Origin of the sequence: Chryseobacterium defluvii (assembly GCF_003634775.1) — a bacterium.
Lineage (GTDB): Bacteria > Bacteroidota > Bacteroidia > Flavobacteriales > Weeksellaceae > Chryseobacterium > Chryseobacterium defluvii.
In genome coordinates this window covers 1,376,306-1,388,980 of the sequence record NZ_RBXB01000001.1, presented here as the reverse complement: position 1 = coordinate 1,388,980, position 12,675 = coordinate 1,376,306, and the positions used below count along the sequence as shown (strand labels likewise).

The 12,675-nt window shown below is 35.4% G+C and carries 14 protein-coding genes; all 14 read right to left on the bottom strand.

Annotated elements, in window-relative coordinates:
* Positions 1 to 15: 15 nt before the first annotated feature.
* The 14 genes from BCF58_RS06500 to udk all read right to left on the bottom strand — a co-directional run bounded on the left by BCF58_RS06500 (position 16) and on the right by udk (position 12,594).
* Entirely contained in the window at positions 16 to 615 is a 600-nt protein-coding gene (locus BCF58_RS06500; protein WP_121460944.1) for a bifunctional nuclease family protein, read from the bottom strand.
* A 169-nt stretch (positions 616 to 784) separates the two neighbouring features.
* Positions 785 to 1,732 carry an electron transfer flavoprotein subunit alpha/FixB family protein gene (locus tag BCF58_RS06495; protein WP_121460943.1) on the bottom strand — a complete coding sequence of 316 codons (948 nt, stop codon included), beginning with the start codon at positions 1,730 to 1,732 and terminating at the stop codon, positions 785 to 787.
* Positions 1,733 to 1,772: 40 nt separating this feature from the next.
* The gene (locus BCF58_RS06490; RefSeq protein WP_121460942.1) at positions 1,773 to 2,519 is read right to left on the bottom strand and encodes an electron transfer flavoprotein subunit beta/FixA family protein; all 747 of its coding nucleotides are present in this window, start codon (positions 2,517 to 2,519) and stop codon (positions 1,773 to 1,775) included.
* A 204-nt stretch (positions 2,520 to 2,723) separates the two neighbouring features.
* Positions 2,724 to 3,743 carry a T9SS type A sorting domain-containing protein gene (locus BCF58_RS06485; RefSeq protein ID WP_170148977.1) on the bottom strand — a complete coding sequence of 340 codons (1,020 nt, stop codon included), beginning with the start codon at positions 3,741 to 3,743 and terminating at the stop codon, positions 2,724 to 2,726.
* 263 nt (positions 3,744 to 4,006) lie between these two features.
* Complete coding sequence (locus BCF58_RS06480; RefSeq protein ID WP_121460940.1) at positions 4,007 to 4,711, bottom strand: SDR family oxidoreductase; 705 nt, start codon at positions 4,709 to 4,711, stop codon at positions 4,007 to 4,009.
* An 81-nt stretch (positions 4,712 to 4,792) separates the two neighbouring features.
* Complete coding sequence (locus BCF58_RS06475) at positions 4,793 to 6,337, bottom strand: T9SS-dependent choice-of-anchor J family protein (RefSeq protein ID WP_121460939.1); 1,545 nt, start codon at positions 6,335 to 6,337, stop codon at positions 4,793 to 4,795.
* Between the two features lie 112 nt (positions 6,338 to 6,449).
* A complete protein-coding gene (locus tag BCF58_RS06470) occupies positions 6,450 to 7,829 on the bottom strand; it encodes a dipeptidase (RefSeq protein ID WP_121460938.1) in 1,380 nt (459 codons plus the stop codon).
* Between the two features lie 167 nt (positions 7,830 to 7,996).
* Complete coding sequence (locus tag BCF58_RS06465; RefSeq protein WP_121460937.1) at positions 7,997 to 8,278, bottom strand: hypothetical protein; 282 nt, start codon at positions 8,276 to 8,278, stop codon at positions 7,997 to 7,999.
* A gap of 56 nt (positions 8,279 to 8,334) precedes the next feature.
* Positions 8,335 to 9,483 (bottom strand): class I SAM-dependent methyltransferase, encoded by a 1,149-nt coding sequence (locus tag BCF58_RS06460; protein WP_121460936.1) that lies wholly within the window; start codon positions 9,481 to 9,483, stop codon positions 8,335 to 8,337.
* Between the two features lie 8 nt (positions 9,484 to 9,491).
* Positions 9,492 to 9,932 (bottom strand): DinB family protein, encoded by a 441-nt coding sequence (locus BCF58_RS06455; RefSeq protein ID WP_121460935.1) that lies wholly within the window; start codon positions 9,930 to 9,932, stop codon positions 9,492 to 9,494.
* Positions 9,913 to 10,386 (bottom strand): hypothetical protein, encoded by a 474-nt coding sequence (locus tag BCF58_RS06450; protein ID WP_121460934.1) that lies wholly within the window; start codon positions 10,384 to 10,386, stop codon positions 9,913 to 9,915. The genes BCF58_RS06455 and BCF58_RS06450 overlap by 20 nt, the downstream gene beginning before the upstream one ends.
* Positions 10,387 to 10,394: 8 nt before the next feature.
* A complete protein-coding gene (locus BCF58_RS06445; protein WP_121460933.1) occupies positions 10,395 to 11,558 on the bottom strand; it encodes a methylmalonyl-CoA mutase family protein in 1,164 nt (387 codons plus the stop codon).
* Between the two features lie 60 nt (positions 11,559 to 11,618).
* Positions 11,619 to 11,975 (bottom strand): FtsB family cell division protein, encoded by a 357-nt coding sequence (locus BCF58_RS06440; protein WP_121460932.1) that lies wholly within the window; start codon positions 11,973 to 11,975, stop codon positions 11,619 to 11,621.
* Positions 11,976 to 11,979: 4 nt separating this feature from the next.
* The gene (gene udk, locus BCF58_RS06435) at positions 11,980 to 12,594 is read right to left on the bottom strand and encodes a uridine kinase (RefSeq protein WP_121460931.1); all 615 of its coding nucleotides are present in this window, start codon (positions 12,592 to 12,594) and stop codon (positions 11,980 to 11,982) included.
* Between the last annotated feature and the right edge of the window lie 81 nt (positions 12,595 to 12,675).

The window sequence follows — 12,675 nt, the reverse complement described above, 5'->3', positions numbered from 1 at the left end:
TTTTAAATATCTCTATTAATCAATTTTCTTTTTTCTTCTTTTAATCTCTTCCTGGATTTCAAGTGCTGTGTCATAGTCTTCTTCTTTAACCGCTTCATCCAATAATTTCTGAAGCTCTTCCATGGAAAGGGATCTTAAACTATCTTCCGTTTGTACCGTTTCAGAAAACGATTGTTCTTCTTTAGAGACATCTTCCAGTTCAAGAAGGATTCCTGCTTCGTTCAACACCTGCTGTGTCGTAAAAATAGGAGCATCAAACCTTACGGCCATTGCCACGGCATCAGAAGTTCTGGCATCCAGAATCAATTCTTCATCATTGCTTTTATTCTTGAAATTGATATTTGAAAAGAAAACACCGTCTACGATCTGATAAATGATCACAGAAACCAGCTCATAATTGGCAGAAATGATAAATTTTGTAAACAGGTCGTGGGTAAGAGGACGAGGCGGATGAATATCTTTCTCCAGGCCAAGTGAAATGGATTGGGCCTCAAAATTTCCTATAACAACAGGTAACTTTATATGTGATTCTTCATGCTCCAATAACAACGCGTATGCTCCCGATTGGGTTTGGCTATACGATATTCCGCGAATAATTAACTGCTTATAATCCATAACTACAAATATAAATTAATTTTTTATTGTAGGTTTTACTTTTTGCACAAAAATAAAAGCCCGAAAAGGGCTTTTATATGTGAATTGCGAATTAACTGTGAGGTCAATTTTGCTTCGCAAGTGAATTTTATATTGACAAGTAAAGCGAATTGACTATTCAATTCAACTCTTATCCTTTTAGCGCTTTGATTTTCTCAGTTAATGCCGGAATGATCTGGAATGCATCACCCACTACTCCATAATCAGCTGATTTGAAGAATGGTGCTTCAGCATCATTATTGATCACTACGATCGTTTTTGAAGAGTTTACTCCTGCCAAATGCTGAATAGCTCCTGAAATACCTACGGCGATGTAAAGATTCGGTGAAATTGCTTTACCTGTTTGTCCTACGTGCTCCGTATGAGGTCTCCAGCCAATATCAGAAACCGGCTTAGAACAAGCTGTAGCAGCTCCAAGTACATTGGCCAATTCTTCAATCATTCCCCAGTTTTCAGGGCCTTTCATTCCTCTTCCTGCAGAAACTACTACTTCAGCTTCTTTAAGGTCTAATTTTCCTGAACTTTGTTCGTGAGAGATCACTTTTGTATCTTCATTAGCCACAGATAAGTTTTTCACTTCTTCTGAACCTGATACTGCATTTTCTTTTACTCCGAAAGCATTTTGAGAAACCGTAACAATGACTCCGTTTCCTTCTGCTTTTGCATGCATGAAGCCTTTTCCTGAGAATGCTTTTCTTTTTACCTGGAATGGTGAAAGACTCTCCGGAGCAGCCAGTGCATTGGTAATTAATGAATAATTATTCATTACGGCCAACATCGGAGCAATGGAAGAAGCATCTGTAGTGTGCGGAAAAACAATAATATTTCCGTTAGCCACCTCATTAATTGCCTGTGCAAATGCTTTGGCTGAAAAATTTTTAAGACCTTCGTCTTTGATATTGATTACGTTTGATGCTCCATATTTATATAACAAATCTGAAGAATCTGTTGGGTTTACGGAGATTGCCGTAACGGTATCTCCCGCCTGGTCTGCAACAGCTTTAGCATAAGAAACTGCTTCAAAAGCTGCCTTTTTATAAACTCCGTTTATATTTTCTGCGTATACGAATACTGCCATTTTTTTAAAATTAAATGATTAAAAATTGAATGATTAAAGATTAGATTACTTTAGCTTCTTCGTGAAGTAGTCTTACCAATTCATCAAGATTATCCGGAGAAACTATTTTCACAGCTGCTCTTGGTGGTACACTGTCATAAGAAACTCCCTGAACCTTTACTTCGGAAGAAGTTGGTTCTGCTACCTGTAAAGGCTTTGTTCTTGCAGACATAATCCCTCTCATATTCGGAATAATCAAATCTTTTTCATCTACTAATCCTTTCTGGCCAGCAATTACAGCCGGTAATTTTACAGAAATAGTTTCTTTACCTCCTTCAATTTCTCTTACAGCGGTAGCTTCACTTCCGTTTACCTCTAATCCTACGGAGGCATTAACGAAAGGCTGGTTCAATAGCTGAGCCACCATTCCCGGAACAGAACCCCCGTTATAATCGATAGATTCTTTACCACAAAGAATAAGATCATATCCTCCGTTTTGAGCTACAGCAGCAATTTCTTTTGCTGTAGAATAGCTGTCTTTCGGATCAAGGTTTACTCTTACTGCATCATTTGCTCCTATTGCCAAAGCTTTTCTGATTACAGGCTCTGTGGCAGCATCCCCTATGTTGATTACTGTTACAGTAGCTCCCTGAGATTCCTGAAGTTTAATTGCCTTTGTGAGGGCAAATTCATCTAAAGGATTGATTACCCACTGGATTCCGTTCTTGTCGAAAGCAGATTTATCTGCTGTAAAGTTAATTTTAGAAGTAGTATCCGGAACACTACTAATACAAACTAATATTTTCATGTGTACTATTTTATTTTTTCCCTTTTAATACATTCTCCCCAAGGGTTGAGTGTAGAGATTTTTGTTTTTGTTAATTCTGTAAATATAAGCAAAAAATATATTATGCATGCATAATATATATTGATTTGTTATTCAGCGCATTAAAAATAATAAAAACGCTTTAAAATAAAGCGTTTTTGTAAATATTTGAAATGATTATTAAGTTTATTTTTTAATGAATTTTTTAGAAAATTGCTTTCCAATGGTTTGAATAGTAATGATATAATTTCCCTGGGTAAGATTCTTTACATCTATTTTATCCTGATCAGGCCTTACTTCTTTTATTTTTTTCCCTGTTGCGTCAAGAATTTCAATCTTCGTAATTGATGAATCAGCTTTTATATTGAGAAAATCAGTTGTGGGGTTAGGGTAAACCAAAATACTTTCTTCAACAGTAGCCACTTCTTTTGTTGCTAATGCCGCAGCATTGGTGGCCGTTACCACATAGTTGTCAAAGGAAGTGACATGTGCCACCGTATTACCTGAGCTGACTACTGAAACAAAATCAAGTTCAAAAGGATCCACACCTGCAGCAGCCGGAGTATATGTTGCGGAAGGGGTATGCGTCATACCTCCCGGGCTTTTCCATGTAACAACCCCTGTGGTTTTATTAAATGTACAGCTTAGTGTAATCCATGTATTGGGAGGATATGTATAGGTATTGGGTTCCAGATAAAAAAGATAGTTGCCCGTTACACCTGTCGTAGTATTTGTATAATATGCTATTCCCACAGGCCTTTGTGTGCCATACTCAAATCCGGCTCCAAGCAGAGTTTTATGAGTGGTTCCATCATAAATTAATACGGTTCCTCTACCAGCACCTCCTGTCACGCTTCCTGTATATAAATTAAAATCCAATTTAAGGATATCGTTTCCTGCCGTTCTTGTGGCCCAGGCTGCCCCTAATCCGCTTTTCCACATATACTTTGTTCCTGTTGCAGTGGCACTGCCGGTAAGCTGTAATGATTTGTCGTGAGAAGCATCTATACTTACAATCTGCGCATCTGAATTGGCCCCACCTGCAAAATCCGTATAAAATCCTCCTTGACCGGGAGTCGTTGCAGTAATATCCGTTCCTACATTTCCTATCGTATAGGAATTAAAATTATCGCTTTCTAAAGACTGAGCATTCAATGTCTGGAATAAGGCAAATGAGAATGCATTAATTAGTAAAAAAATTTTCATAAACATATTTTTTAATTGGATATCAAACTTATTTCAATTTAAACATGGAATCAATACCTATTATTAGGGAGATTTAATTCTAAAATAGTATACCGACTCTTGAGTTTAATAATCATGCCTGATCAGCTTTCACTGATAAGACAACATGAAAATAAAAAGGTTGCCTGTGAAATAAAAAATATGTCTCTGTTTTTTTAACAATGAATATTCATGCAATAAAAATTTACAATTGGAGTATTTCCGTTCTTGGTTAAATCCTTTGACTATGAAGGCTTCGATGCCCTAAATTCAATCTTGCTAGGCAAAACTCTGGGATTCATTTTCAGTATATCCAATACCAGATTTCCCATATCTTCGGGTTGGATTTTCCAACTGTCTTTTTCAGACGGAACATTACCATTAAAATGAGTTGCTACCGAACCCGGCATGATTACCGTTGCTTTAATATTATATTTTCTCAGATCTATCATAGCAGCTTGCGTAAATCCAACGACTCCGAATTTTGAAGCATTGTATCCCGTTCCGTTTTCGAAGAAATTGGCTCCGGCCAGACTTGAAATGGTAATATAATATCCTTCTGTTTTCTTCAATTCTTCCACAGAAGCTTTTAAAGTATAAAAAACACCCGTTAAGTTGGTTTCTATCATGTCATTCCACTCTTCAGCAGATAATTCGTCTACAGGTTTAAAAATACCCAATCCCGCATTGGCTATCACAAAGTCCAGTCTTCCAAAGGTATTTATAACAGATTTTATGGCTTCTTCTTCACTTTGCAGGTTTCTTACATCCGAAACAACACCCAATACTTTATCAGAATATTGCTGCAGTTCTTTTTCAGCTTTCATTACATCTTCCCCTTTCCTTCCTGAAAAAGCAACTGAAATTCCATTTTCCAATAATATTTTTGCGATTCCAAAACCAATACCTTTGGTTCCACCTGTTATATAAGCTACTTTATTTTCTGACATAGTATCTTAATTTAAATTAATTCTTAAAAATAAAAAAAACGCTCCATTCCGGAGCGTTATATTGAGGTAATATTGATCTGATTATTTTTTGATAAGCTTTTCAGATACTTTTCCTTTATTTGTTTCAACATTGATAATGTAGTTTCCTGGAGCCAGGTTTTTAACATCTACTTTATTTCCATCTAAATTGGCAGGAACTTTTCTTCCTGCTATATCAAAGATTTCAACTTTGTTGATTTTAGATTCTGTTTTAATCGCAACAAAGTCTTTTGCCGGATTAGGGTAAAGAGATAATTGATCTTTCTTAACTTCAACATCATTTACTCCTAATACTCCATTGATATTAAATGTATCCAATCCTAATGAAACAGAACCAGCCTGTATTGGCGAAAAATGATTAAATGCAAAGTAGTGTGTTCCACTTGCAGTAGGGACAAAAGTAACGGTATATTGAGTCCATGCAGCATTCGCAACTGTAGCTGATGTCCATAAAGTATTTGTTTGAGCTGCAGTTGTTGCTGCATTACCCACTGTTAATTTAAGACTCTGAGCAGTTGTTGTAGAACCAAAGTTTCTTAAATAATAAGTAATTGTATAAGTAGCCCCTGCTGTTAAATTAAATGGTTTAGAAAATAACCATCTATTAGTTGCTGCAGTGGCACTGTTATTTGAAAATACCATTTGAGTTCCAGCCTGTGGGTTTCCAGCAGTTGCATTTGTAGACCAAGCCCCTGTCCATCCATCATTTTGATAAAATCCGGCAGCTGTATTATCAAATCCATAAGCATATGATCCGGCTCCTAATTCTGTTGCAGTATAAAATCTATAGGGTCCTATCCATCCTCCATTAATGGATCCGTTTTTACTTCTAAGATAGTACTCATACATTGTATTCGCTGTTAGAGCCGCTACAGTAGCTGTAGTAGTTGCAGCACCACTAACACCAGCCATTGCACTAGGCACATGACCTACTGAGCCCCAAGAATAATCGTATCCCGTTCCTCCGGAAGCAGCTGTCCAACTAAATGTTGCTGATGTTTTAGTTATGTTAGAAACTGTAACTAATCTTCCCGGTTGTGGAGCTGTACCATTAACAACGTACACATTATCAATAGCTCCTAGGAATTTATCGTTAGAAAAGTTTTGGAATGCCAGATAAATTGTTTGTCCTGCATAAGCACTTAAATCTATACTTTTATTTTGCCATACTGTATCTTCACCATTAACTGTTAAAATAGGTGTTGTAAAATTAGCTACAGCATTTCCAGTTGTAGAAACATATACTTTATAAGATTCTTTGTAAGTGGCATCATATGATCTTGCATGCCAATATAGGGTATTGGTTCCGGCTGGTAATGTAATAGCCGGCGAAACAATCCAGTCATTTGAAGTACCTGCAGGGGTATACCAAGAAGTACTCATTGCCACATTGTTTCCATATTCTTCATTAGTAGCTACCCAAGCTGCGTTTACAAAGTTTACCGAAGCCGCCGGTGTAAGACCGTCCACATTATACAATGTCCAATTGGTTATAGGACCGTAGTTGGTTTCAAAGCCTGAACTGAATACTTGCCCAAATCCTATTAAAGATGAAGACAATAATAAAGAAGATAGAATTTTTTTCATGATATCATTTTTTTAATTGATAGTAAATATAAACATTTTACAAATTATTATTAAAAAATTATCATAAAAAATAAAAAAATCCTTAAGATATTACACTTAAGGATCAATTTTATCATTTTGAATAGTTTTCAAAAAAGAGAGGAATGCTCTCAATTCCCTTATAGAAATTAAAAAGGCCGTAATGTTCATTAGGAGAGTGAATTGCATCTGAATCTAATCCGAATCCCATTAAGACCGACTTAGCCCCTAATACTTTTTCGAACATGGCTGTAATCGGAATACTACCTCCACTTCTGTAAGGAAGGACTTCTTTCCCGAATGCCGTTTCCATTGCTTTTTTAGCGGCAAAGAATTCTTTGGTATCGCTTGGCAAAACGTATGGCATCCCACCATGATGCGGCGTTACTTTCACCCGGACATTATCCGGAGCTATTTTCTCGAAATATCTGGTGAATTTCTCTGTGATTTCCTCAGGAGTCTGATAAGGAACCAAACGCATTGAAATTTTAGCAAAAGCTTTAGAAGGAATCACCGTTTTCGCACCTTCTCCTGTGTATCCGCCCCAAATCCCGTTGCAATCCAATGTAGGACGGATGGAAGTTCTTTCTAACGTAGTATATCCTTTTTCACCTTCAACACCATTTAATCCGATAGACTTTTTGAATTCTTCAGGATTGTCCTTTAATTTATTCATTTCTGCTCTTTCATCATCTGATACCACATCTACATTATCATAGAATCCATCAATGGTAATATGGCCTTCCTCATCAATTAATTTTGCAATCATTCTTGAAAGCACATGGATCGGGTTTGGAACAGCGCCTCCGTAAAGTCCTGAATGCAGATCTCTGTTTGGTCCTTCCACTTCTACTTCCACATAGCTTAAACCTCTTAATCCTGTTGTAACAGTTGGTTGTTCATTGCTATAAATATGCGTATCGGAAATTAGAATACAATCACAAGCTAATTTCTCTTTATTTTCGTTGACCCAGTCTCCCAAACTTACAGACCCTACTTCTTCTTCACCTTCCAAAATAAATTTAACGTTGCAAGGCAGAGCATTGGTCTTCATCATGGCTTCAAACGCCTTTAAATGCATAAAGAACTGTCCTTTATCATCTGCTGAACCTCTTGCAAAAATAGCTCCTTCAGGATGAAGTTCAGTTTTTTCAATATAAGGTTCAAAAGGAGGTTTTTTCCATAAATCCAGCGGATCGGCAGGCTGAACATCATAATGACCATACACCAATACCGTGGGCAGGCTTTTATCTAAAATTTTCTCTCCAAATACAATAGGGTATCCTTTTGTCTGGCATACTTCAACATGATCGGCTCCTGCATTTTTAAGATGTTCTGCACATACATCTGCACACTTCAGCACATCATTTTTATATGCCGGATCTGCAGAAATAGAAGGAATTCTCAATAATTCAAATAATTCATCTACGAAACGTTGCTTGTTTTCGTTAATGTAATTTAATGTCTCTTGCATTGTAAAATTTGTTTTGTTAAAAGTAAAAAAAATGCCCTGCAGGAACAAACAAAAAGAATCTTTTTTCCGGAGGCTTATTAATATTTGATAATTAAATAATTACAAATAGGAATTTAAAAAAAAGTCCTGCATTTTCTGCAGGACTTTTTATATCTCGAAACTAATAATTAGTGTTCAGCTTTTGGTGCTTTTTCAGATTCAACCGGCTTTACAGCTGTGCTGTCTGTTTTTGCAGCTTCTGTTTCATGTTTTTCAGCAGTAGCCTCTTCCTTGTGCTCTGCAGCAGCTTCATGACCATGACCATGGGCTTCTCCGCCACCTTGTGGATCATCAGAATATCTCTCTACTCCTTCTTCAAGTTTAAGGGTATTCTTATTTCCACCAGCTTGTATTTTTTTACAGCTTACCGCAACAGTTGCAATGGCTAAACATATAATTAATTTTCTCATGCTTAAATATTTGATTGCGCAAAATTAAGAAATCTCGCATTTGTCGGCAACATTTTTCAGATTGATTTTAAAATAATTTTTCCTTTTTTGGATTGTGTAAAAATAAGATATTCGTTTCCGCCATCTTTCAATTGATATTTCTTTTTAATTTCTTCAGGTTTCAGCGGATAATTTTTTGATATAATATTGAACTGTCCTTTCTTCTCAATTTGCTTACTGTCAATCACTTTCATTTCAAGTATTCGACCCGGAAAATCAGCTTTTCTTTCATTGGAAGTATAAAAGTGAGTGTTCGGATGAAATTTTTTTATATCAAATCTTTCAGCAATTAAATTAAATACTCCTGCTTTTAAAATAGAATTATTGGGAATATAAATGAATCTTTCCGGTTCTGAATATTCTGCGTGTGCATTTTCTTCGGCTCCAAACGGAAATGTAAATGTATTTTCACCGCTTTCCAGGTTCACACCATTACAGATGATTTCTGCCGCTTTCTCTTTTGATAAAAAAACAACAACTTCTTTTACATCATTTTTTAAAGCAATAATATCGATCCGGAAAACGCCGGGAAGTATAGAAACAAGATAGGCCAGATCAATTAAGGGCGATAGCTTAATAAGAACCTGTTTTGAAATGGAAAGTAATTTTTCCTGAATTTCCAGAATATCGGGGGATAAGTCTTCTAGTAAGAAAACCTTGTTCTTTTGATCGTCCCTCCTGGCCGGATCCAAATAAACAACATCATAGTATTCCTGGTTCTGATCAAGAAACTCTTCCAGTTTCTGATTGATAAAAGTCGCTTTTTTCCCCAGAACTCCCCAATTGTGTTCAACAATCTCTATTAAATCCGGATTTTGTTCAATTAAAGTAATCTCCTCAAAATTTTGAGAAAGGTAATAAGCATCAATCCCGAAACCACTCGTAAGATCTATAAATTTCTTCCCTTTTAATAAACCTGATTTGTAAACAGCCGTTTTCTCTGAAGAGGATTGCTCCAGATTAAGTTGCGGAGGAAAAATGATTCCTTCCTGTAATAAAAATGGAAATTTTTTCTGAGCTACCTGCTTCCCTTTGATCTGCTGAACAATTTCCTGCATGGAAACTTCAGAGAAAGGCGATTTTTTCAACAATAATCTATGCAAATCTATATTAAGATTAGTATTGATATAGTCTTGAACCGTCTGGATTAAAATATTTGTATTCAACACTGGAACTATCTTTTATAAAAGATATAATCAGTTAATATAGGCTCAATACCTTCCTGTTTCAATAATGAATTGATCTGTCCTCTATGATAGGTAGAATGATTAATTGCTTGAAAAAGCATTTCGAAGATACTGTTCTCAAATTTTGCTCCTCTTGAGTTCTGATACTCTATTATTGTATCTAAATCGAAATTTTTGATGATTTCAATGCTTTTCAGATAATTTTGATGATTGATATCGTTTAGATCTTCAAAAGGATTGATCTGCCATACTTCAAAAGATTTTTCTCCTAAAATCCTTGAATTCCAGATTTGCTGTGCATTAAGGGTATGATTAATTAAACTAATAGTCTTATCATTCACTTTTGGGAGATTCCAAGAGATGATCTTAATCATTTCTTTATTAAAATGATAAGTATAATCAAAAAGATCAATCAGCTTTTCTTTCATCTTTAAAACTAAAGTCTCTATGTAATGAGATTGTATTAGGTGATAATGGATCTATGGTTGTAAGATTTTCATTTTCAAAATCTAAATAGAATAGCAATTCATCTTCACCAACAAATTCAATAAGTCCGTTCAGAAATTTATTTTCTTCCAGTTTCCCTTCCTGATTATTATACTGAGCAATTAGTTTCACTTTATAGGGTTTTTCGGAAAAGTCTACAGAATATTTTACTTTCCCTATTTTTCCCTGATTCGGACCACTTGGAATCACAAAATTTCTGCCATCTATAATCAATCCTTCAAACTCTAAAGCTACATAACCATCAGAGAAAAAAGTAAAAATTCCTTTTTTATTTCCTTCATCTGCTCCTGACCATTTTCCATGTAGATCTTTTATTGATTGTGAAAAACACATTCCAAAAATCATCAGGAAAAAAAGCAATAAATTTTTCTTCATTTCTCTAATTATTCAAACATTTCAGACCAGCGAACCGCTTTTATTTCCTTTTCGTTGTATAAATCTTCAATAGATTTTTTGACTTCAAGTTTTGGATAAAGGTTCACTCCGATCAGCTTTATTTTACCTTCTTCCACCCACTTCTGTTCTTCAACGGCATGATCGTAAATCTTTTTCTGGATTATCCCCTGTTGTATAAGTTCCAAATATCCTCCCGCTTCTTCAATTTCCACCAATAAAGCCCAGGATTTTTCTGCGATCTGCTGGGTGATATCTTCCACATAATAACTTCCGTTAGAAGCATCCTCAAACACATTAATGATACTTTCGTAAGCTAAAACGATTTGTTGCTTGAAAGATATTTCTTCTGAATTCTCCGTACTGTTGGTAACAAGGTAATTATTACTGTACACCGCATCTGCACCTCCGATCATTGCTGAAGCAAGCTCTAATGTGGAACGGATAAGGTTGTTTTCTTTATCTGAAACGGCTTTATTCCTCCATGAAGTTTCAGCAAAAATATAAGGAATCTCATCTAAACCATATTCTTTTGAAAGCTGGTTGAACACAAGCTTAAATGCTCTCAGTTTAGCCATTTCAAAGAAATAGTTCCCTCCTACTGCTATTCTGAAAATAAGTTTATTTACAATTTCCGCTCCATACACTTCTACCAGTTCTTTTGTTTTTGCAAGCGCTATTCCTAGCTGCTGATAAATTGCAGCACCTGCATTCTGATGAAGAGATACATCAACACAGATATTTCTTTTAAAATCTTTCGCCAGTAATTCTTTCGCCAGCTGATCATTAATTGTCCCTTCCTTTTCGTTGAAAACATCAATCAATGAGAAATACTGATCTTCATCTTCCGGGCGAATATGTTCTGCCAAATCCTTGTTGTTGATAAAGATGGTTTTTTCTTCAAGGTTTTCTACATTCTGATCTAAAAGGAATGCAAAAACATCATTTTCCAGGCTTTCGTGATAAGGAGCTACCAGATGGGTACTTTCCTCTACTTTCGGCAAGTTACCTAATGGTTTCTGAACTGTAGTATAGAAAGGTTTAACGTTGATCCCTTCCAGATTTTCTTTCTTCAGAATGGTATAGATATATTCTGTTTTAAGCTGTTTCTGTACTAGCTTTTCCCAATCCGGAAGTGTGTTTATGTTTGACATGAATTCTAGTTATGAGTTAAGAGGATAATATGTTATGAATATTGTAATTGACTACTAAACTTACTTTTTAGCAATATTAGTACTGTCGACAACCAGAATAAAGATCTCTTCATTCGGTTTTTTCATAAAATAATTTTCTCTTGCGTATTTTTCTTTTTCAGATTTATTGTTCATCAGCTTTTTATAAAACGCATCATTCTTTTCATATTCGGTTTTATAATACTGCAGCTGTTCTTCATATTTATTGATTTCACCATTTAACTCATTGATTACGAGAAAAGATGTTTTATCAAAGAAAATCATCCAAACCAGAAAAAGGAATATGGTTATGAAGTATTTGTTCAAAATATATTTTTGAATAAGCTTGACGGTTTCAGACTTTGGAGTGATGTCTTTTATCAATTTTTTTTCTGCCATTGATCTAGTGTTTTTTCAATGAATTTTTAATAACGGTCGTTAAAAAATCAATCGCTACGGAATTCTGCCTCATATTGGGGATAATGAGATCGGCATCATTTTTAGATGGCTCAATAAATTCCTGATGCATTGGTTTCAATGTGGTCTGATAGCGATGTAAAACTTCGCTCAGGTCCCTTCCTCTTTCCTGGGTATCTCTTCTGATCCTTCTGATCAGTCTTTCATCAGAATCTGCATGAACAAAAACTTTCAGATCAAATTCTTTCAGCAGCTCTTTATTAGTAAGTACCAGAATCCCTTCTACTACCAATACATTTTTAGGCTCTACAGTAACATGGTCTCCGGTTCTGGAATGGGTAACGAAGCTGTAAATCGGCTGTTCAATAGATTCATTATTTTTCAGCGCCTTTACATGTTTTATCAATAAATCAAAATCTATGGATTTAGGATGGTCGTAATTTAAAGCTTCCCTTTCCGTTAATGTAAGATTCTGGTTATCATGATAATAATTATCCTGTGAAAGGATATTCATACCTTCAATATCAAGTTGTTGAAGTATCTTATCAACAACCGTAGTTTTGCCGGACCCTGTACCTCCTGCAATTCCTATTACAAGCATTCTGATTTGTTTCTTATAGTTTGGTACAAATATACTATTTTAGTTGAATGCAAATAAATAATGAACAGGGATTTTATTGAA